The sequence below is a fragment of the Xenorhabdus griffiniae genome (assembly GCF_001028135.1).
Taxonomy (GTDB): Bacteria; Pseudomonadota; Gammaproteobacteria; order Enterobacterales; family Enterobacteriaceae; genus Xenorhabdus; species Xenorhabdus bakwenae.
The window spans coordinates 17,715-41,042 of record NZ_LDNM01000017.1 but is presented as its reverse complement, the minus strand read 5'-3'; the positions used below and the strand labels follow the sequence as shown (position 1 = coordinate 41,042).

The 23,328-nt window shown below is 48.8% G+C and carries 14 protein-coding genes; all 14 read right to left on the bottom strand.

The genetic code is table 11. The annotated features are described in order from the left end of the window. Positions 1 to 78 precede the first annotated feature (78 nt). Positions 79 to 11,718 carry a non-ribosomal peptide synthetase gene (locus AAY47_RS06120; RefSeq protein WP_053014213.1) on the bottom strand — a complete coding sequence of 3,880 codons (11,640 nt, stop codon included), beginning with the start codon at positions 11,716 to 11,718 and terminating at the stop codon, positions 79 to 81. Positions 11,719 to 12,037: 319 nt separating this feature from the next. Continuing rightward, positions 12,038 to 12,820, bottom strand: coding sequence for a flagellar biosynthetic protein FliR (gene fliR, locus AAY47_RS06115; RefSeq protein WP_047767909.1), 783 nt, complete (start codon positions 12,818 to 12,820; stop codon positions 12,038 to 12,040). A 2-nt stretch (positions 12,821 to 12,822) separates the two neighbouring features. Next, positions 12,823 to 13,092: a flagellar biosynthesis protein FliQ gene (gene fliQ / locus AAY47_RS06110; RefSeq protein WP_047767907.1), complete on the bottom strand. Its 270-nt coding sequence runs from the start codon at positions 13,090 to 13,092 to the stop codon at positions 12,823 to 12,825. A 66-nt stretch (positions 13,093 to 13,158) separates the two neighbouring features. Next, positions 13,159 to 13,896 carry a flagellar type III secretion system pore protein FliP gene (fliP, locus tag AAY47_RS06105; RefSeq protein WP_047768013.1) on the bottom strand — a complete coding sequence of 246 codons (738 nt, stop codon included), beginning with the start codon at positions 13,894 to 13,896 and terminating at the stop codon, positions 13,159 to 13,161. 65 nt (positions 13,897 to 13,961) lie between these two features. Then, positions 13,962 to 14,423 carry a flagellar biosynthetic protein FliO gene (fliO, locus tag AAY47_RS06100; protein ID WP_235443825.1) on the bottom strand — a complete coding sequence of 154 codons (462 nt, stop codon included), beginning with the start codon at positions 14,421 to 14,423 and terminating at the stop codon, positions 13,962 to 13,964. A 2-nt stretch (positions 14,424 to 14,425) separates the two neighbouring features. After that, the gene (gene fliN / locus AAY47_RS06095; protein ID WP_047767905.1) at positions 14,426 to 14,833 is read right to left on the bottom strand and encodes a flagellar motor switch protein FliN; all 408 of its coding nucleotides are present in this window, start codon (positions 14,831 to 14,833) and stop codon (positions 14,426 to 14,428) included. Next, positions 14,826 to 15,833, bottom strand: coding sequence for a flagellar motor switch protein FliM (gene fliM, locus AAY47_RS06090; protein WP_047767903.1), 1,008 nt, complete (start codon positions 15,831 to 15,833; stop codon positions 14,826 to 14,828). The genes fliN and fliM overlap by 8 nt, the downstream gene beginning before the upstream one ends. Before the next feature lie 5 nt (positions 15,834 to 15,838). Then, positions 15,839 to 16,315: a flagellar basal body-associated protein FliL gene (fliL, locus tag AAY47_RS06085; RefSeq protein ID WP_047768011.1), complete on the bottom strand. Its 477-nt coding sequence runs from the start codon at positions 16,313 to 16,315 to the stop codon at positions 15,839 to 15,841. Between the two features lie 217 nt (positions 16,316 to 16,532). Continuing rightward, positions 16,533 to 17,981, bottom strand: a complete 1,449-nt coding sequence (locus AAY47_RS06080; protein WP_047767902.1) for a flagellar hook-length control protein FliK — start codon at positions 17,979 to 17,981, stop codon at positions 16,533 to 16,535. Then, entirely contained in the window at positions 17,978 to 18,424 is a 447-nt protein-coding gene (fliJ, locus tag AAY47_RS06075; RefSeq protein WP_047767900.1) for a flagellar export protein FliJ, read from the bottom strand. The genes AAY47_RS06080 and fliJ overlap by 4 nt, the downstream gene beginning before the upstream one ends. Before the next feature lie 135 nt (positions 18,425 to 18,559). Further along, on the bottom strand, positions 18,560 to 19,924 hold the full coding sequence (fliI, locus tag AAY47_RS06070) for a flagellar protein export ATPase FliI (RefSeq protein WP_047767898.1): 1,365 nt from the start codon (positions 19,922 to 19,924) through the stop codon (positions 18,560 to 18,562). Next, entirely contained in the window at positions 19,924 to 20,628 is a 705-nt protein-coding gene (fliH, locus tag AAY47_RS06065; RefSeq protein ID WP_047767896.1) for a flagellar assembly protein FliH, read from the bottom strand. Before fliH ends, fliI begins: the two co-directional genes overlap by 1 nt. Continuing rightward, the gene (gene fliG / locus AAY47_RS06060; protein ID WP_047767894.1) at positions 20,621 to 21,613 is read right to left on the bottom strand and encodes a flagellar motor switch protein FliG; all 993 of its coding nucleotides are present in this window, start codon (positions 21,611 to 21,613) and stop codon (positions 20,621 to 20,623) included. The genes fliH and fliG overlap by 8 nt, the downstream gene beginning before the upstream one ends. Then, positions 21,610 to 23,322: a flagellar basal-body MS-ring/collar protein FliF gene (gene fliF / locus AAY47_RS06055; RefSeq protein ID WP_047767892.1), complete on the bottom strand. Its 1,713-nt coding sequence runs from the start codon at positions 23,320 to 23,322 to the stop codon at positions 21,610 to 21,612. The genes fliG and fliF overlap by 4 nt, the downstream gene beginning before the upstream one ends. Positions 23,323 to 23,328: the final 6 nt, after the last annotated feature.

Below are 23,328 nucleotides of genomic sequence, written 5' to 3'. Positions count from 1 at the left end.
ACATTACCTGTTAGATGATTGATTGAAAAGTGGCTCCACGGGGAGTGGAACCACTTAATTTCGTTTTGGCCCAGAGTATCAGTTTAGGCGACTCACTACCGTTGAGCGATTTGGGTTTATAGCCCCGGCCAGTTCACACAGTGTAGGGTGAGTGAACAAAGTTGCTAATGGCATTTCCATGTCTTGTTCACGCATACGCGCCAACAATTGTATTGCTGTCAATGAATGACCTCCCAATGCAAAGAAATTGTCATAACGACCGACCCGTTCCCGTTTTAGCAATTTCTGCCAAATCTCAGCCAGTGCAGTTTCCACATCACCGCGTGGCGCTTCGTAACCGGAAGTTGTTCCAATAGTAGAGTGTCCTGATGTCAGTGTATCTTGCGGTAAGCCCGCCTGAATAGCGTTGAAATCGGTCAGTAGCGGCCGGCACTCAGTGGCAGACAGGGCCGTAATGTTCATGATTGGTTTTTGGGGTTCGGTTTCCAATGTTTTTACCAGATCCGCTAAAGCAGTCGTTACATCAGCAATCAGGCGTGCCGGATCGATTCCTGATATGGCCTGAGCGGTCAGCAGGAAACTTTTACCCAAATCATCGACAGCCAGATAGATGGGATAGTTAGTCCTTTCTCGCCCGGTTACCAGACGTATACCTTCCCATAGGGTATTGATAGCATTCGATTGGCTATGGCGATAATTAAGGAGTGTATTAAAAAGCGGCAGAGGATGTGCTACACCGCTGCAACGTTGAGCCAGTGCCAGTGGTGCCTGTTCATGTTCAAGTAACTGCGTCAAACTGCGGTAAGTTGCTTGCACGGTTTCTTGTGTGCTGTTCCCCGCCAGCGTGATCCGCACGGGCAGGGTGTTGATGAACATTCCCAGAATTCGCTCAATATCGGCACTGCCCTGCATCCGTCCTGACAAAACTGTCCCGAAGACGACATCATCTCGCCCACTTATTTTTGCCAGAACTTGTGCCAACGCAACATGAAACAGAACACCGGGGCTAACACTTTGACGGCGTGCCTGTTTGCGAATAGCGTTAGTCAGTGCTGCATTAAGTGGCTTAATGACCTCTGTGACGGGCCTGTCCCCACGGTGAACATCCAATATGCCGAAAGGTGTTGTTGGCGTATCCACACTAGCGAGTATTTCCTGAAAATAGGCTTCGTGATCGGGCTTCGGCACACACAAGGATTGGGCGATAAAATGGCGGTACGGTAATACAGGCGGTAATGGCTCAGTACGATAGTGCAGAAGTTCATTGATTTCAGCCATGATGATATTCAGCGATATGTGGTCATTGAGGATATGGTGACAACACAACGCTAACAACCACTCTCCCTGATTCGGATCATGGGTAATATCAGCAGAGAATAGTGGAGCCTGGCTGATATCGAGGCGGTGTTGGGATGGATCTGTCTGTGCCAGCAATTGAGACGATACATCTTCTTTATCGTTATCTGGCACAAACGTATTGATGCGCAGAGAAGCCTGGCGCCAGACAACCTGTACGGGCTGCGTTAAACCCTGCCAGCAGATGGCAGTGCGTAAAATATCGTGACGATTAATAACTTGTTGCAAAGCAGCCAGAAAAGCATCAAGACGCTCGCGGGTGTTGAAAGCAAGCAAAAGGTGCAACAGATAAACATCCCCTTGTGTTTGCAGCAGATGATGAAACAGCATACCTTCCTGTAATGATGCAAGTGGATAGATATCCTGAATATTGTTGACACCATGAGGAATAGTCGCCGCGATGGTATCAATCTCATGTTGCGTCAGCGAAACCAGCGGCAGCATATCAGGAGTGATGGCGGTGCAGTCATCAGGGATAAGATTGGGGGGGAGGGTAAAAGCGGCCTCATCATCTTGAATGACCCGCATTATTTTTGCTATTTCCGCCAATGTTGGTGTGGAAAATACAGCACGAATATCAAGGTGCCAACCTCGATTGCGCAACCGCTCAATCAGGTTGATAACCATCAGAGAATGACCACCGAGTTCAAAGAAATGATCATAACGGCCAACCTTTTTCAGTCCTAATAATGCTTGCCAAATTTCAGCCAGCGCAATTTCCATTTCACCAAGCGGCTCTTCATAAGTATGGGTTGCAATGGATGTCTGATCCGGCATCGGTAGGGCCTGGCGGTTAATCTTGCCATTAGGCGCTAACGGAAAAGCAGGCAGTGTCACAAAGGCGCTGGGCAGCATATAGTCGGCGAGATGTTGTGCGAGTTGCTGGCGCAGTTCTGTCGGTATCAGTTTGGCATTCGGTTCAGCGATCAGATAAGCAATCAGACGTTTATCACCCAGCTTATCTTCGCGGGCAAGCACGATAGCCTCACGCACACCGCGGCATTGCATTAATCGGGTTTCGATTTCTCCTAACTCGATACGGAAGCCGCGCAGCTTAACCTGAAAATCATTGCGGCCGAGGTACTCAATATTGCCGTCAGATCGCCAGCGAGCCAAATCTCCGGTCTTATACATGCGAGCGTTGGGATGTTCACTAAAGGGATCGGCAACAAATTTCTCGGCTGTCAGCGCCGGTTGGTTGGAATAACCCCGGGCGACCCCCATTCCGCCGATATAGATTTCGCCACTTACGCCAACCGGCGCTGGCTGACCAGAGGCATCCAAAATATAAATAAGTGTGTTGGACAGTGGTCGGCCAATCGGAATATTGTTGGTGATAGGCGGAGTACATTGGTTATCTATCACCATTTCTTTATCTATCTGCATAGCGGTAGCCGTGATGGTGATTTCTGTCGGACCATAAGCGTTGAACCAGCGGCAAGATTGGGTTTCCGGGCACGACAGCCAATCCACTAAATAACGGTATTCTACTTTATCCCCCCCCACAATAACGGTACGTATATAGGGGCTGAAACCGACACGTTCAGCTTTCATTTCTTGCGCCCAATGGTGCCAGAAAGCCGTCGGTATATTGATGATCGTTACTTTTTGTTCACGTAAAAAATTAACAAACGTGCTATTCGGTATTTTGATATGAGGTGGTCGCAAAACCAGCGTGGCACCTGATGCCAGAGTAGGAAAAATATCTGACACTGAAATGTCAAACGCGAAAGTCACAAATTGCAGAATACGATCCCCCAAGCCTGGTTCACTGATCTGGCAATGAGCATGGATAAGGCTGACAACATTGCGATGTTCCAGCATGACGCCTTTGGGGTTTCCGGTTGAACCCGAGGTATAGATGATATAGGCCAAATGATGAGGCTGAGCGCCTGTTTGCCGGCTGTCAGGATTATAATCAGGCTGTTTTTGCAGATTATTTTGATGAATTTCATCGTCCAGCAGCCAGATGGGAATACCTTGTATTGGTAAGCGTGCCTGTAAATGTTTCTGGGTCAGCAATATGGCAGGCTTGCAGTCTGACAACTGATAAATCAGCCGCTCGGCAGGATATGCTGGATCAAGCGGGATATAACCGGCACCTGCTTTTAAGATCCCGAACAGACCAATGATCATATCCAAACCTCGTTCAACCTGAATGGCCACGCGGTCATCAGGGCGTACACCAAAAGCCATCAAACTATGTGCCAGTTGGTTGGCCCGGCAGTTCAGTTCGTCATAACTCAAGGATTGTTCTTCAAAGATCACCGCCGTAGCATCTGGTGTGCGTTGTACCTGCGCTTCGAACAGCTGGTGAATCAGCGCATTATGCGTAAAATCCGCTTGAGGGGCATTGAAATCAATCAATAATTGTTGGCGTTCTGCCACGGACAACACCGGCAGACGGGCAATAGTCTGTGTTTCATTCGTTGTCATGGCAGTCAGTACATGGATGAGATAACCCACCATGCGTTCAACCGTCGGCCGGTCGAACAGGCTTGATGCATATTCCAGATAACCACTGAGACCCTCCCGGCTTTCGGTCAGTGACAATGTCAGGTCAAAGTACGCGCTGCGGTGTGGCGGCGCTATCTTCGAGACAGATAAACCCGGTAATTCAAGGGATTGAGTGGGGGTATTGTTCAGGGCCAGCATAACCTGAAAAATGGGGTTGTAGCTTAAGCTGCGTTCGGGTTTTAGGATTTCCACCAATTGTTCAAAAGGCAGGTCTTGATGTGCATAAGCTGCCAGCGTCTGTTCCCGAACATGGGCAAGCAGATTGGTCACCGGGTTGGCCTGTTCCAGTTTGATGCGTAAAGGCAGGGTATTGACAAAAAAGCCAATCAAGCCTTCAAGGTCACTCAATGAACGATTGGCAACGGGGATGCCAATGACAACATCATCCTGCCCACTCAAACGGGCCAGCACGATGCTCCAGGCTGCAAGCAACATCATAAATAATGTGGCATCCTGCCGTTGTCCGAGCGCTTTGAGAGCCGACAATAAATCAACATTCAGGTGCACGGGCACATGATCGCCGGTGTAACTTTGTTCTGGCGGGCGTGGATGATCAATAGGGAGAGTCAGCAATGTCGGTGCGTTTTGCAGTTGTTTCTGCCAGAAATCCCGTTGTGCAGTAAGCACATCACCTTGCAGCCATTTCTGTTGCCAGACGGCATAGTCCGCATACTGGATGGGAAGGTGGGGCAAAGGATTGCCACACTTCCCTTGTGCGGTACGGTAGAGGGCACTCAGTTCGCGGAGCAATATCCCTACTGACCAGCCATCGGTGATGATGTGATGCTGGGTAAGGATCAGCACATGTTCTTTATCAGACAGTTGCAGTAAATGACCTCGGATCATTGGCTCATTAGCGAAATCGAATGGGGTTTGTGTTTCAAGTTCCGCTAATTCGTGAATGCGGGCCATACGAGAAATTTCGTCTAGCCCGCGCAGATCCTGACAGGTCAGAGAAAAACCCGTATCGGCATTATCTATGTGTTGGTAAGGTTGGTCATCAATCAGGACAAAACGGGTTCGCAGACTTTCATGTCGGCTAACGAGATGGTCAAGTGCAGACGTAAACGCCGCATGATCGAGATCTCCGCTGAGATGCAGGATTATCGGGATATGATAGGCCAGACTGGCTTTGCTGTTGAGTCTGGTAAGGAACCACAAGCGTTGTTGGGAGAAAGAGAGTGGTAGTGGTTGATTGCGATCGGTAGCGGGAATAACGATGTGGGTTGTGACCGGCGTGTCGATGAGCAAGGCAGCCAAATCAGCCAGAACAGGATGGGAAAAGAGTTGCTGCAAATGCAATTCTCGCGCCAGTTTCTGGCGTATTCGTGCGGCAAGCTGAATGGCGAGCAGAGAATGACCACCGAGTTCAAAGAAATGATCATGACGACCGACTTGTTCCAGTTTCAGCAATTGTTGCCAAATGCCGGCCAGCGCTGTTTCTATGTCTCCGATGGGTGCTGCGTAATTGCGGGTTGCGAGTGCTGTTTGATCTGGCTCTGGCAGTGCCTGGCGGTCGAGTTTACCGTTAGGGGTTAACGGGAAAGTCGCTAGCGTGACAAAGGCGCTGGGCAGCATATATTCGGCAAGGTGTTGCGCCAGTTGCTGGCGTAGTTCTGCTGGCACCAGTGTCGCATTGGGTTCGGCGAGCAGATAAGCAACCAGACGCTTTTCATTCGGGATATCTTCTCGGACAATTACAACCGCTTCCCGTACACCGTGACATTGCGCCAGAGTCGTCTCAATTTCGCCAAGTTCGATACGAAAACCCCGGATCTTGACCTGAAAATCATTACGACCAAGATATTCAATATTACCGTCAGGCAACCAACGCGCCAGATCACCACTTTTGTAGAGGCGGGCATCAGGGCCTGAAGAAAAAGGATCAGCAAGGAAGCGTTCTGCGGTTAGTTCTGGACGGTTCAGATAACCTCGGGCAACACCGATCCCACCAATGTAAAGCTCCCCTGTAACACCGATTGGCACGGGTTTTTTGTGACTATCAAGCAGATAAATTTGGATATTGGCGATGGGTTTCCCAATCGGTACTCGTCCGATATAACGATCCGGCACGCATTGCCAGGCGGTGACATGAATCGCCGCTTCAGTCGGGCCATATAAATTGTGTAACTGGCAGTGAGCAAAATGGGACAGACATTTCTGCTGTAAAGCATAAGGAAATTCTTCACCACTGCATAAAATATGACGCAAGGAAGGACAACAACCGGCAGGAATAGCATGGACAAATTGCTGTAGCATGGCAGGCACGAAGTAGAGAAGAGTAATCTGGCGTTTTTCTATCTCAGACCGTAAATAGTGCGGATCTTTATGACCATCGGGACGAGCCAGAATTAATTGTGCCCCAGACATCAGGGGCGGGAATAGCTCCCAAACGGAAACATCAAAACTAAAGGGTGTTTTCTGCAAGACCCGATCCTGCGGGGTTAATTGATAAGTCTTCTGTGACCAGAGCAGACCATTCACAACCCCGCGATGTTCATTCATTACCCCTTTAGGCAGGCCTGTTGAACCCGAGGTATAAATCACATAAGCCAGATGGCGTGAGGTTAGGTCAAGCACTTGAGGATCAGGGTTGCTATCTGGCATGTCGGCACTAAGAAATGCAAGATGGTTGAGATCCACAATGGGGACGTTGGTCAGGCGATTGATTAACGTTGTTTGGGTGAATAAAGTTTGGGTGAGCAAGGCAACGGGAGCGGCATCTTCAAGTATATAAGCCAGTCGTTCGGCTGGATAGTTTGGGTCGAGCGGAACATAGGCCCCGCCAGCCTTAAGGATAGCGAGTAATCCCACCATCATAACCGGACTGCGTTCAGAACAAATCGCCACCCGATCATCCGGGCGGACACCCAGGGTAATCAGATAATGCGCTAAACAATTGGCTTGACGGTTCAGTTCAGCATAACTCAATGATTGCTCTTCAAAGATGACAGCAATCGCATCGGGATTTTGCTGTACTTGCTTTTCAAACAGTTGGTGAATAAATGCATCTTGTGGGACGTCGGTTGCTGTATTTTGAGAGAATACAAGGTCTGGAGAAGATGGGAGTGCGTTAAAATCCACCAGCACTTGTTGACGTTCCGCATTGGGCAAAATCGGAATAGCCAAAACTGGCTGGTGGGGGGCGGTTTCCAGCGCTTCGAGTAGCCCCGTCAGGGCAGTGGTCATATAGCCGATCAGCCGAATCGGATCGATGCCCGATACGGTTTGAGCAACCAAACTAAATCCATCGCCCCAATCATCAACAAATAAACCGATAGGATAATTGATCCTCTCTTCTTCCATCAGCAGACGCACACCTTCCCATTTAGCCAGAGTAATATCCGCCTGGCTATGACGATAATTGAATAGTGTGTTAAAGAGCGGCAAAGGGGGTAACACACGGCTGCAATGTTGCGCCAGTGTCAGTGTTGCCTGTTCATGTTCCAGCAAGTTCATCAAATTGAGGTAGGTTTCTTGAACGATCGCCTGTGCACTATTATCTGTCAGTCCGATCCGAATGGGCAACGTATTGATAAGCAGCCCCATCATGTGATCAATGCCGGTACTGCCCTGCATACGTCCCAACAATACCGTACCAAAGACGACATCGTCGCGGCCACTGGTTTTTGCCAGCACCAGCGCCAAAGCAACATGAAACAATATACTGGGGCTGACACCCTGACGACGGGCTTGGGTGCGAATAGCTCTGGACAGTGCCGCATCCAGTGGCTGTTTGGCCTCGGTTATCTGCTTATCCTCACTGTGAATATCCAGTATCCCGAAAGGCGCTGTGGGTGCATCTATGTCAGAGAATATTTTACGAAAATAGGCTTCATGATCTGACGTCGGCCAATGCAGGCATTGGGCCACAAAATGACGATAAGGCAATATTGGGGGTAATTTTACAGAATGACGATGGTCAGGATATCCCTTTTCGCTATGGTCGGGTGATAATAGATCAATTTCATCAATGATACGTTCCAGTGTTATATGATCACAGACTAAATGATGGATGCATAAAACCAGTAACCACTCATCCTGATGCGGGTCATAGGCGATGTCAGCGGAAAATAGTGGTGCCTGACTCACATCAAGGCGGTAGTGATGGGGATCGGTACGCGCCAGTAATTGGCGAGGAATATCCTGATCGTCATCGGGTAAGAATGTCTTGATGTTCAAAGATGTCTGTCGCCAGACAACCTGCACAGGTTGTGCTAACCCCTGCCAGTAGATTGACGTGTGCAGAATATCGTGACGGTTAATGACCCGTTGTAAGGTTGCCAGAAAGATATCGAGCCGTTCGCGGGTGTCGAAGGCAAGCAACTCGCGTAACAGATAAGTATCACCTTGTTTTTGTAGCAGATGATGGAACAAAATACCTTCCTGTAGCGGTGCAAGAGGATAGATATCCTGAATATTGGCCGCACCACCAGGAATAGTGGCAGCGATGGCATTAATCTCGTGCCGGGACAGGGAAACTAAAGTCAACATGTCGGGGGTAATGGCAGTACAGCCTTCTGGAATGAGATTAGGTGGTACAGTGAACACAGTTGCATTTTCTTGCGCGGTATTCCCTTGAACGGTATCTTTTTGTACCGACAGTAGCGCTTTGGCCATCTCTTTCAATACGGGTTTGGTGAATACATTCTGAATGTCAAGAGACCACCCCAATTCACGAAGTTTTTCGATCAGACCAATGGCTGTCAGCGAGTGCCCGCCAAGCTCGAAAAAGTGATCGCAGCGGCTGACATATTTCACGCCGAGCAACATTTGCCAAATTTGACTCAGGAGAGTTTCTGCTTCGCCTATGGGCGTCTGGTAACTGCGTGTGACGATTGCCGTATGATCGGGTTTGGGAAGAGCCTGACGGTCAAGTTTGCCATTGGGTGTGAGTGGGAAGGCGTCGAGTGTCACGAAAGCACCGGGTATCATGTATTCAGCCAGATGTTGTGCGAGTTGCTGCCTTAATGTCATGGGTTCCAGTTCAACACCGGTCTTCGGTAACAAGTAGGCGATTAGCTGTTTTGATACCGGACTGTTTTCACAAGGTAATTTTTCACAAGGCAGTACCAAAGCCTCACGTACGCCGTGGCATTGCCGCAGCCTTGCTTCGATCTCTCCCGGCTCAATGCGGAAACCCCGCAGTTTGATCTGGAAATCATTACGGCCGAGATATTCAATTTTGCCATCGGGTAGCCAACGTCCCAGATCCCCGCTTTTGTACATACGCGCATTGTGCTCAGAAGAGAACGGATTAATGAGGAAACGTTCGGCAGTGAGTTCGGGACGGTTCAGGTAACCACGGGCAACGCCGACGCCCGCGATATATATTTCTCCTGCCACTCCCCACGGAACGGGTTGGCCGTGCCTGTCAAGGATATAGATCTGGGTATTGGCGATGGGGCGACCAATCGGCGGGGCATTATCTCCCTGACTTTCACATCGGCAAAGAGTAGCACAAACAGTGGCTTCCGTCGGGCCATATGCATTGATCATCTGTCGTCCTGATGCCCAGCGTTTGGTCAGCGTAGGCGGACAGGCTTCTCCTCCCACCATTAAGGTTTGCAGGGTTGCCGGAAGCGAGTCCATCGTTGCCAGAGCCGTGGGGGACAAGAGGGCATGAGTCATGGTGTGAGTCTCTAAATAGTGAGACAGGGTTGTTCCCGGCAGCAGGTTTTCCCGCCTGGCAAGGTAAAGGCATCCGCCCGCCAGTAGAGCCATGCCGAATTCCCAAATACAGGCATCGAAACTGTTTGAGGCAAACTGCAAGATCCGACTGTCTGACGTGATGGAGAGTCGGTCTTGCTGGGTGGTAATCAGGTTACACAAACTGCGATGTTCGATCATAACCCCTTTGGGTTGCCCTGTGGAGCCGGAGGTATAGATAACATAAGCCAGATGACGGGAGGTTAGTCCTAATGACGGGATTTCTGGGTTTTCTTCCGATCTTCCATCCAAAACAGGATCGTCTGGAATATCCAGTAGAATGACAGGCAGGTGACTGTTCCCTATTCCTGTCACCGTTGTTTGAGTTATCAGCGCCACGGGGGCTGAGTCATTGAGCATATAGGTCAGCCGCGAGGTTGGATAAGTCGGGTCAAGGGGAACGAAAGCGCCACCGGCCTTGAGGATACCTAATAAACCGACCACCATTTCCAGACTACGTTCAATACAAATTGCCACCCGATCATCAGGACGCACGCCGAGAGCAATCAGATGATACGCCAGACGGTTGGCGCGTTTGTTCAGTTCATCGTAGCTCAGAGATTGCTCTTCAAAAACCACGGCGGTGGCATCGGGTGTGCGTCGCACTTGTGCTTCGAACAGTTGATGAATCAGCGTATCTTGCGGGAACTCGGTTTGAGTGGCATTGAAATCCCTTAATACCTGCTGGCGTTCGATATCGGGCAGGATTGGCAGATTGACTATTTTTGTCTGCGCAAGAGAGGGGGTCTCCAGAGAAGTGAGAGCGGCGTCAAGCAGGACAGCAAGACGAGAGCGGAGCGCCGTAACCTCCGGGGTACTCAGATAATCAGGAGAAAAATAGAACTCAATGGAAACCGGAGAATAGGTATCTTCAGGGCGGGCGGTGTTTGTGTATTGCTTCATTCTGACACAAAGAGGATAGGGAGTGCCGGAACGCAGGTCGAACTGTTTGGCGCTGACGTTTTCTCCTTCCATATGCAAATTAGCTTTAAACGGTTCGAGAGATAAAGTCACGTCAAATAATCGCGCATTTCCGACTTGTTGCCGCGAGGGTATTTGTCGGTTGAGTTCTGCGATGGGAAAACGGTCATGTTCATGGCAAAGACTCATTTCGGTTGCGGCTTTGCGCATGACATCACGAAACGTATCTTCCGGCGAAAGGGTGATACCAATAGGGATCACGGATGCGAACATACCCATCGTGTACTTTTGTCGCGTATTTTTGCGGTTGTGCACGGGAACACCAATGACAATTTCATTGACATCGGTGACTCGGGTGAAATAGCAGGCCAGAATGGCATACATGAAATGCAGGAAGGGCAATCCCTGCCCACCCGCTACGTTTTCGATACGTTTAAAAAGAGCATGGTCGATTGACCAAATGACAGACTGGGCAGCCGTGGGTTTGATTTGTTTATGGCCCGTCGTGTTAGTGCAATTGACAGGCTGGAGCAAGGGAGGCGGCGGGTTTTCATAGCGCTTCAACCAAAATTGCCTATCGTGCGAGTAGTGTTCGGAAGCAAGATAATTGAGGTTATCCGTAATAAAATCCAGATAAGAATGAGCGGAGTTGTTCAGGGTTTCTCCTTTCATCAGGCGGTTATAGGCATCGATAACCTTGTTGATGAGGATGAACATACCCGTGCCATCAATGACTAAATGATGACAGCAAAATTGCCAGTACCGACAGGTATTGCTGACCCGCAATAATCTGGAACGCCACAGTGTCTCGTTCAGGCGAAATGGATGCATGAACTCGTCATCCATGTATTGTTTTACTTTGGTTTCAGCCTCTGGATGCAATGAAAAATCCTGTATATCTATAGCTACCGGGAGAGAATGCACCACTTTTTGTCTGGGTAAAGCGTGGGTGTTGAGAAACTGCAACCGCAGAGTGTCATGACAATAAACAACGGATTCAAAGGCACGGGCAAATAATGCTTCATTCAATTCTCCTTCAATGCAGATAAAAATGCTGAGGTTGTAGTTGGAAGAATTGGGATGAATAGCCTGATCAAACCAGATGGCTTGCTGGGGAGAACTAAGAGGATAAGAACTAAGAGGAGAGGCAGACAAAGAGAGAGAATGGTTATGACAAGCGTCTGAAGAAGTTTGTGAAGAATTTTTGTGTAACATTTTCATTACTCCTTTGTAGTTATTTGATTTTTATTTGTTGCATCCGTTTGAAAGTAAATTAAACACCGCCTGTAACTGTTTTTTTGTAAAAATGAACTGATTATCGCCAATTTGGCGGCTTTTTATGCTAAATGCACGCTTGATAGTAACATTTTGAAATTAAATTAACTGAAATAAATACCGTGTGTCGATATTTTTTGTAGCTTAAATGTTAACGTTAATGTTGGGTGCGGGTGCTATAGCGGATGGTTGAAGAGGAGTATCAGGATAAGATGGAAGTTATCCCGCCAGATTGACGGGTTTATCAGAAAAATAACAGCTACCGTACCAGTTCACGAATAATGATCGCCAAATGGTCAAACATTTCACCAAATAACCGCTCAGTGAATGGCACCAATGTTGGAAATAACAGGGAAAGCGTGAAAATCCCCACTGTCAGCGTTAATGGAAAACCGACCACAAATACAGAAAGTTGGGGTGTCATGCGGTTTAACATGCCCAGAGAAAAATTCAGAACCAGAAGTAGGGTAATCATTGGCATTGCCAGCATCATGCCATTGATAAAAATCAGGCTGGCACTTTGGGATAGCAGTAAGAAACCCTTTGGATTCAATTGGGTTGATTGAATGGGAATAGAATAAAATGTATCGGCCAGAATTGATAATAGCCATAAATGCCCATCAAAAGCCAGGAACAGCAACATCATCATCATATTGAGGATGCGGGCTAAGATAGGCATATTCGGGCCACCGGTAGGATCAAAAAAAGTGGCGAATGAAAGCCCCATTTGTAAGCCGAGTACTTCACCTGCATGACGCACTACGGCAAAGGTGATCTGCATGGTCAATCCCAGGGCCATACCAATCAATACTTGTTGTATCAAAACCCAAATTCCGGCAACAGAAAAAATCGGAATTTGCGGGGAGGGAAGGGTTGGAACGAGTAACGCTGTGATCACTAAGGCCAAGCCAATTTTAACGTTTATCGGTATCTGTTTTTCACTGAAAATGGGGGCGGTGCTGAACAAGGCCAACAGGCGCACCATTGGCCAGAAAAAATCACTGACAAGGCGGGAAAGGGTTTCACTATCAAACGGGATCATAATTAACCGATGATAGCCGGAATACTGCTAAACAGCGTGCGCATGTAATCCAGCAATAAATTTAACATCCAGGGTCCGGCAGTGACGATAGTCACGAAGACGGCCAGAATTTTTGGAATAAACGATAAGGTCATCTCGTTTACCTGAGTTGCCGCCTGCAATAAGCTGATGATTAAGCCACTAATTAAGGCGGATAAAAGGGGAGGGGCGGCCAGTGCTAACGCCACTTTCATCGCCTCAACACCGAGGGCCATTACCGATTCTGGAGTCATAATTTCCTTAAACCGCTTTTTGATCTTTATTCCAATAAGATTTCACGTTAGATATAAAGTTGTTGATTAAACATAAAAACTTTGTGCCAGTGAACCCAGCAAGAGTTGCCAGCCATCGACCAGAACAAACAGCATAAGTTTGAACGGCAATGAAATGGTAGCGGGCGGAACCATCATCATCCCCAACGCCATCAAGACACTGGCAACAACCAGATCGATGATCAGGAACGGAATGAAGAGCGTAAAGCCAATCTGGAATGCGGTTTTCAATTCACTGGTAATAAATGCGGGAACGAGCACGCGCATTGGAACTGAATCCGCCGTTTCAAATGCCCCCTGATCTGCCAAGCGGGCAAACAGTGCCAAATCATTTTCCCGTGTCTGGCGTAACATGAATTGGCGCAGGGGTTTGGCACCTTGATCCAGTGCGACTTCCAGCGTGATTTTATCCTCGCTGTAGGGCAGATAAGCGTTTTGATAAACTTTATCAAATACCGGCGCCATGATAAAAAAAGTCATAAACAACGCCAAACCCAACATAACCTGATTAGGCGGGGCAGAAGGTGTTCCCAGCGCATTGCGCAGCAAACCCAGTACAATGATGATGCGGGTAAAACTGGTCATCATTAGCAGGGCAGCTGGGATGAACCCCAGTGCCGTGATGAAAATCAGGGTTTGGACTGGCAATGACCAACTTTGTCCACCATTGGCTAAGGGCTGGCTGATGATACCAGGAAACTCAGCCGCCGCGTTCATAGGGAACAGTGGCAGCAGGAGCACCATAAACAGCGTCGTCAAACGCATGGGATAAAGCCGTGAAACCAATTTCTTGCCTGTCATAAAAACGCTATTTTTCATCATCGTCCTTGTTATTCTTGCTTTTTCTGGAGTGTCTTTTTTAGCATCTGTCCAAATGGCAGCGGCTTGAGCGCGGGTTCCTTGTCCACGTTGTCAGGTGGTGCAGGCATTTGATGCAGCATACTGATCTGTTGGGATGTGACGCCCAAAACCAGCCAGTTATCCTCAACTTCTACCACGACGACCCGTTCTTTCGGTCCAAGGGCGCAGCTTGCCTTAACGTTTAGCAAACGATGATTTTTGCTTTTGGCAGGGGAAAAACCCAAACGGCGAACGAGCCATGTTATGAAGAAAATCAGCAATAAAATGCCGCCCAGAGCACTGCTGACTTGCATCAGCGTTTGGCTGGCCGAAAGAGGGACCTGTTTGATTGTATTGACATGAACATGGCTGGCTGCCGTGTTAACAGGTGCAGCATCAGATGCCGCACCAGACTGAAAAGACGTATGAACGGAGGGCTGGTTCGCCATCATAGTTAACGACTCAAGCGACGCATACGCTCAGAAGGCGTGATGATATCTGTAATACGGATACCGTATTTATCCGATACGACAACCACTTCTCCCTGCGCGATCAAATAACCATTAATCAGAATATCCAATGGTTCCCCCGCTAAACCATCAAGAGGAACAACTGAGCCTTGTGACAGTCTCAACAGTTGTTTGATGGTCATTTTAGTACGGCCTAGCTCGACAGAGAGCTTGACCGGAATATCCATGATCAAATCAATATCGGAAAGTTGGGCCAACGCATCCTGCGCTTCCAGGTTCTCAAATATTGATGCGCCGCCGTCAGAGGTTTGCTGTGCGGCCTGTTGTTCCAGCGCTTCCGCCCACATATCTTCAGTCGAGCTGGTATCTGTAGGTTGTTTAGCATCACTCATTGGGCTTTTCCTCATCCAGAGCAGTTAAAACAGGGTTAATCAGGTGTTCAACACGCAGGGCATATTGCCCGTTTAGTGTTCCATATTGACTGGTGAGCACAGGCACACCATCAACGTGAACGATCAGGCGTTCAGGTTTTTCAATCGGCAAGATATCGCCTCTTTTCAATTGAAGGATTTTTGACAGCCGCAGAGGAATATCAACAAAGTTTGCCACCAGCTCTAATTCTGAATGTTGAACTTGCTTCACTAAACTTTCACGCCACTGGCTCTCTTCCTGACGTACATTTTCCACAGGGGGATTGGTCAGGCGCTCGCGCAGCGGTTCGATCATGGCGAATGGAATACAGATATTGAATTCCCCGGTCAATGCCCCGATCTCTACCTGGAACGGGGTAGTCACCACGATGTCATTCGGTGAAGTGGTGATATTGGTGAATTTCACCTGCGTCTCGGAACGCACGTATTCCACTTCAAGTTTAAAGATGGAATCCCAGGCGTCACGATAGGCATCCAGTGCCAGTTTTAGCATCCGGTTAATGATCCGTTGTTCGGTATGGGTAAATTCACGACCTTCCACTTTGGTTGGAAAACGGCCATCCCCGCCAAACAGGTTATCAACAGCGATATAAACTAAGCTAGGCTCGAAAGCGAATAGTGCAGTGCCCCTCAATGGTTTCAGGTGAACCAGATTGAGGTTGGTTGGCACCGCCAAATTGCGGGCAAATTCGAGGTAAGGCTGAACTTTGATAGCGCCGACCGTAATATCCGGGCTACGGCGCAGCATGTTAAACAATCCCATCCTGAACTGGCGGGCAAAACGTTCGTTGATGATTTCCAGTGACTGCAAACGCTCGCGTACAACACGGCGTTGGGTATTGGGATCGTAAGGGCGAACCTCACTTTCTTGGGACGCAGCTTGTTCTGCGTCATCCGCAGAGGCACTGTCACCATTGAGCAGAGCATCGATCTCTGCTTGTGAAAGAATATTGTCGCTCATTGTGATTATCGCAGAATAAACGTGGTAAATAACACATCGGTGATTTCCTGATCGGGTTCACCGGGTATTAGTGTCGGGTGTAGTGCCTGTTTGATATCTGCTACCAAACGCATCTTACCGTCATCTTTTGCCAGATCAGCCGCTTTCTGACGAGATAATAGCAGCAACATACGACTACGAACTTCGGGCAGATATGCATGAAATCGCTGACGGGTTTTCTCGTCAGTCAAACGCAATGTGATGCCAACGTACAGCACACGATCGAAATGCGCTTCGTTGTCGATCAAATTGACGGTAAATGGTTCCAGAGTCATAAATACGGGGGCGTCAATGACCTTGGTTTTTTCTGAACTGTTGTTGGTTGACTGGTTCATTACCCACCAGCTATACCCTCCGATGGCAACACCAAGAACAGCAATCAGTATTAACAGTATCATCCAAATTGGATTTTTGCGTTTATGCTCGTAGCTATAATCAGACATGGACAGATAAATTCCTGTTTTCTGTTGCAAATAAGTCACCGCTCATTCCGTGGCGGAGTCCCTATCCATCAAAATCGATATCAATTATCCCGCGTCTTTGTTCCGGCAATGGCTGGAACAAACGAGGAAAAAACCATTAACTCGCACGTTTGTTATCGATCCATTTTCGTTTTATTCCGATGCCTCACGAAATTAGGCTTAATATTTAGGTGAATAATCAGGCGAAAGTATCAATGCCTCCTCGGATCGAGGTGAGTTGCTGAGGGGTTACCCTGATGGCTGATATCTGAGAGGCTGTGCTCCCTGTCGCGGCCGCTAAACCAGACGCTTGCGTTTCAGCATGGGGATTGGAATGGCTGTTCGGGTTATTGGCATGATCATGAGCCAAGTGCTCTTGCTGCCCGCTTCCCTGAGCATTGCTGTTAATGCTGCTTTGCGCCAGTTGAATGCCATTTTCAGCCAGTGCATGGCGTAATCCGGGTAATGCGGCTTCCAGCGCCGCACGAACATTCTGATGGGCGGAAACAAAATGTAAGTGAGCCTGATTGTCTTCAACGTTCATACGGATATGCAGCGCCCCCAGCTCTTGAGGATGTAAGCGGAGTTCAGCCTGTTGCAATCCATTACGATTAAAAAACAGCACATGTTGATTGAGTTGTTGTTGCCACTCTTCACTGCCAGGGTGAGCATTTAATAAAGGTGTTGTTGCACTGTTCAGCGGAAATTGCCCTGTCGGGTGTTGCCCTACTGAAAATAGGGAAGGGGTTGCCAATACCATCGGTGAGTCGATAGACGTTGTTTCTGTCGTGGAGGTTGTTAAGGCAAGGCCGGCCTGACTGGCCATCTGGAGCAGATTTGACTCTTTGCTATTGCCTGAATCGGTGTTTTTAAGAGTATGTTCAGATTCGGTTTTGTTATGGGTGGCAAAGTGATTAGCGGCCTGTCTGATTTGTCCGGCCAGCGGTGCCAATTCAGATTGAAGATTGGCAGAGTCTTCTGTCTTAGTATTCAGGGGGATATCCTGTTTAGCAGAAAGCTGAATGCCTTTATCTTGTTCACTGACTTTAGATTGTTCAGCAAGGTTGGTGTCAGTTAGCCGGCTAATTTCGGTATTTCTGTCCAAAAGTGTGTCAACCGTGCTGCCTTCGCTATCCAGCCATTCATTTTTCAGTAAGGCATCTTCTGATGAAGAATTCCCCAATAATGTATTTTCTAACGATCCATTGCCCATCAAACCCTGTGAGTTTTCAGCAAGAAGCGCGGAATGGGGATGAAAGTTAAGCAGCCCGGCAAGCTGGATGGGGATCGCTGCACTTAATGCTTCGGCTGATAAGAGATCTTCATCTTTTAATACAGCAAATTTGGCACTGTTTTCTTGTGGTGCTGTTTCTACCGGTGATTTATCCTTGACTACACTGTTATCTGACACGACGGCCAATTGCGGCCAGTTGTTTTCTGCTGTTTTATCAGCAGTGGATTTTTCCTCTTTCAGACTATTTTTATCCGCCTGAGTAATGGGCTTATGCATAGCGGCTGTTTCTGCATTGAGAAGTTGCCCAAATTGAGAAGAATGGTGACCGATCACGGCATTATTCAGAGTCGGTTGACTTTTATCCGTACCTTTGTCTGTGAGTTTTAAATCAGTAGGCAAAAGAGTGAGGTTCATTGTTTCATTCTCCGTTGTGCACCGCGTTGTGCGTACTCATCCATTTGTTTTTGCTCCATGCGATTTTGGTGTAACTTCAAATTATGCTCTGCCCGCTGTTGCAGAGTGTCGAAGGCGTTCAGGCGTTGCTGTTTTTCCTGCCATTGTGACATGGCTTGCTCAAGACGTTTTTTCCATTGATTGAGTTGTAATCTGTGCTGTTCAATGGCCATTTCCAGCGTTTTCATAAACTGCTGGTAATTTTGCCAGGTCGAGCAGGACATACCATTGCTAAGTGTGTTATTCAGACGGGTACGATACTCATCCTGATAATTCATTAACGCCGTGAGTTGTTGTTCCATTTGTTGATGACTTTGCCGAATCTGTGTAAGTTGCGATGCCGCTTTTTCTGCCGCATCTTGGGCAAGTTCACGCAAAGTTTTGAGAGGGGAGTGTTGTTGCATGTATTTCCTCGTTTTAATCACCAAACAGACGCGTTACTGAATGACATCAATAGTAAAGTTATATCGGCATCGTATCGATAAACGTTATACCCTTTGGCAAAAGTATTTTTCTGTTAATTTCCCCTGAGTAAAATATTATGTTGGCAATAATTGTTGAAGCTCAGTACAGGCCTTATCGTATTCGCTATGCTCGTCAATGCTTTGTTGCAGGAATTGGGACATATGAGGATAAAGCTCAATCGCTCTGTCAAGCAGGGGATCACTGCCTGTAGCATATGCGCCGACGTTAATCAAATCTCGGTTACGTTGATAGCTGGAAAGTAACTGTTTGAAATGTTGCACCCGCCGATAATGGGTATTGTCGATCAGCGCGGTCATGGCACGACTGATAGAAGCCTCAATATCAATAGCAGGATAATGCCCCGATTCCGCCAGTGAACGTGATAGTACGATATGACCATCCAGAATGGCTCGCGCCGCATCGGCAATCGGATCTTGCTGGTCATCACCTTCTGTCAACACGGTGTAAAATGCCGTAATGGAGCCACCATCACTGACACCATTTCCGGCTCTTTCCACCAGTGCCGGTAACTTGGCAAATACAGACGGGGGATAACCTTTAGTTGCCGGTGGTTCGCCGATAGCCAGCGCAATTTCACGCTGTGCCATGCTGTAACGGGTCAGGGAATCCATGATCAACAAGACATGTTTGCCTCTGTCGCGGAAATCTTCGGCGATGCGCGTGGCATAAGCGGCACCTTGCATCCTCAGCAAAGGTGAAACGTCGGCGGGAGCGGCAACAACGACTGAGCGGGATAATCCCTCCGTACCCAAAATATTTTCGATAAAGTCTTTAACTTCACGGCCACGCTCACCAATTAATCCCACAACGATCACATCGGCTTGGGTATAACGCGCCATCATACCAAGCAGCACACTTTTACCGACGCCGGAGCCGGCAAATAATCCCATACGTTGCCCACGGCCCACGGTCAGCAGGGCATTAATGGCACGGACGCCAACGTCCAATACATTGCTGATAGGGGTTCTTTGCAGGGGATTAAATGGCGTCGTTGTCAAAGGGGCACGATAACCTGTATCAGGGGCAGGTAAACCATCAAGTGGCCGGCCTGCACCATCCAGAACCCTGCCGAGTAATTCCGCTCCCAGAGGCAAACGGCGTCCGGCACCCGCCTCTTCGCCATAAGAACGGGCATAGACGCGAGCGCCCGGCACAATGCCTTCCAATTCTTCCAGTGGCATCAGCAACAGTTTTTCGCCATTGAAGCCGACGACTTCACTTTCAACCTCTTCAATGGCGTTGCCATTTTGGCGCTCGATCAGGCAGGTAGCGCCGAGGGGCATATGTAAGCCAATGGCTTCCAGTACCAAGCCTGTGGCGCGGGTCAGGCGTCCATAGCGACGTACTTTTGGGGTTTTTTCCAGTCGTTTCTCCAAGGAATCCAGCGTTGCCAGCCAGCGACCCAATCTTGCCGTCATCACAATTCTCCCGGTGCTGCCAGACGACACATTTCATGCCAGCGGGTAGCTAAACTGGCGTCCATATCCCCTTCATCGGCGCTGACTTTACAGCCGCCCGGATGCAGTTTGTTATCCGCAACTAAACGCCAGCCGTGTAGCGCCAAAACTTCCCCCAGTTGCTGTTCAACCAGCGGGATATTTTGTGGATGGATACGCAATTGGGGTTTGCCGCTGAACATAGGTTCTTGCTGGATAAATTCGCGGATTTGGTTCAGCAGGGCGGTGCCATCACAAACCGCAGGTTGCCCCAGAATATGGTGAGCCGCAGTCAATGCAAGTTGCATCAGGCGGGAAGCAATCACGGTATCCAACCCATCCAGTGAATGGCTAAAGTCCGTTAGCAAGGCTTTCCACTGATCAGTAATAACTTGCTGTTGTTGTCTGGTTTCCTGCAAACCTTGTTCCAGTCCGGCTTGGCGACCTTCCTGAACCCCTTGTTCATAGCCTTGTATCTGGCCTTCTGCAAAACCCTGTGCATGACCAGCATGACGCGCCTGCTCTTTTAGCTCGTCCAGTATTCTTGCTTGTTCCCGCAGCCGATCTTGTTCGCTTGGCTGTTGTTTCTCATCTATGGGTTCCAGTTTTGTTCGCAGAGTTTCCCACTGAGTCAATTCGCCCGGCTGCCACGGCCGCCAGTTGCCATTATTCGACTTATCAGACATAGGTATCATCACCACCGGTTAGGATCATTTCGCCACTTTCTGCCAGACGACGAACAACAAGCAGGATGGCTTTCTGTTCAGCTTCCACTTGAGACATCCGCACAGGGCCACGATTTGCCAAATCATCGCGCATGATTTCAGCCGCCCGCTGCGACATATTATTGAGGAAGTGATCGCGCAATGCCTGATCGCAACCTTTCAATGCCACCAGCAAGGAATCGGTGGTAATCTCCTGCAACAGACGCTGGATACTGCGATCGTCCACGCTGATAAGGTTTTCGAACAGGAACATCTCATCAATGATCTTCTGTGCCAGTTCGTTATCATAGGAACGAACGGCGTCAATGACACCTTCTTCCTGCTGGCTTTTCATCAAGTTGATGATTTCTGCCGCTGTACGAATACCCCCCATCTTGCTGCGTTTCAGGTTCTGACCATCCAGCAGGTTATTCAGGACTTCCGTCAATTCCGCTAACGCGGAGGGTTGGACACCACCAAAAGTAGCGATACGCAACATGACATCGTTACGCAGACGGTCATCAAACAGGGCGAGGATATCAGCGGCCTGACCCCGGCTCAGGTGAACCAGAATGGTGGCAATGATCTGCGGATGTTCATCGCGGATCATATCAGCTGCCATCTGTGGCTCCATAAAGTTAAGCGTTTCGATGCCGGTCGTGGTATCACGGGACTCCAGGATATCCTCAAGCAGGCTGGAAGCCCGCTCTTCCCCCAATGCCTTAATCAGTACGTTGCGCAGATAGTCGTTGGCGTTGATGCTGAGGGCTGTAAATTGTCCCGCATCTTCTTCAAACTCTGCCAGCACTTCAACCAGTTGTTGATTGGAGACTTGTTTCATCCCCGCCATCGCAACACTCAGTTGTTGTACTTCGCGGGAATTCAGGTGCTTGAACACCTCGGCCGCCTGATCTTCTCCCAGGGTCATTAACATGACGGCACTTCTTTCTGTTCCTGTCAGGCTCATTGTTCGTTACTCATCCATTGACGGATCACCAGCGCGACGACGCGAGGATCTTTTTCTGCAAGTTCGCGCAGACGCTGGCTTTGAAGCTCAACATTGACCCGCTGGCGAGCCATGTTACGGCGCATTTTTTCGTCCAATTCAGGACTGGTTTCTGTATGCTGTTTCAGTTGTTTCTTTTGTGCTTCCTGCGCCGCTTTTTCCGCAGCCCGTTTTTTAGCGATTTGTGGCACGACCATCTTACGCCACAGTAGCCATGCAACCAGTACCAACAGTAACCAACGACCGGCTTCTAACAGTTTTTCCAGCAGGGCAGGGTGCTGCCAGAACGGCAAAGGTTCTATCACTTCGGTGGTGTCATTGAACGGTGTGTTAACCACATTCAGGCTATCGCCACGGTCAGCAGAGAAGCCCATAGCTTCACGCGTCAATGCTTCGATTTGTGATAGCTGTTCTGGTGTCAGCGCTTGTGTTTCAGGGCCATTCTCTCCCTTCACGGTGGCATAGTTGACCACAACGGCAACCGAAAGGCGTTCCACTGCGCCAGCCTGCAATTGGGTATGACGAATGGTGCGATCTACTTCATAGTTAGTGGTTTCGTCATAACGGTTATTGCGGTTGTTGCTTAACATACGCTCGTAACTATTGTTTTTGTTAGCGTTACTGCGCTGTTGGTCAGTTTTTTCATCACCGTTGTTTTTGGCATTTGCGTTCGGTTTTTCGATTGGTGCACTCGGGGCAGCACTTGGCTGATTTGACAACGCACCCGGTACGCCACCGACTAATGGCCCGCCGCTTTGCTCGTTGGTGCTGCTCTGCTTAGAACGGACAGCAGCCTGATTCGGTGGCTGATTAGGTTTATATTCTTCAGCTGTTTCTTCGCGCCGGGAGAAATCAATTTGTGCAGTGACCTGAGCATGAACGTTGCTACGGCCAACCACAGGGGCCAGAATGGTTTCAATTCGATGTTGGAAACGGTTTTCCACTTCTTGGGTATATTTCAACTGAGTGGTATTCAAATCACGGCTGGTTGCATCGCTTTGTGTCAGTAAACGCCCAGATTGATCCACAATCGTGACATTGCTTGCCGGTAAGCCGGCAACACTACTGGAAACCATATGCACGATGGCATTGATTTGCCCTTCATCCAGCACCCGGCCTTGCAGCAATCCTACCGTCACCGAGGCTGAGGGCGATTTTTGTTCACGAACAAACAAAGACGGCTTAGGCAGCGCCAGATGGACACGGACGCTCTGGACTGGGCCAAGTGATTCCACGGTGCGAGCCAACTCACCTTCCAGCGCACGTTGGTAATTGACCTGCTCACTGAACTGGCTGATGCCGAATTTTTCTTTATCCAAGAGTTCGAAACCCGCAGTGCCCCCTTTGGGCAATCCTTGTTGTGCCAGTTTCAGACGTGTTTCATGCACCTTATCGGTAGGTATCATGAGCGCAGCGCCGTTCTCGGCAAAACGGTAAGGGATATTCATTTGGGTTAATTGCGTAACAATCTCGCCACCATCCTTATCGCTCAGATTGCTGTAAAGCACCCGATAGTCGGGGCTGCGCAACCAGAGAAACAGGGCGATAACAATAGCGATGGCAGCAGCGCCAGCAACTAATAACGGAACTTTTGGATCAGCTTTTATCCTGCTGATAATAGCGTTGAAGCCTTTATTTTGGTTTTCAACGTCGGTTGTTGCTGCACTCATAGACGA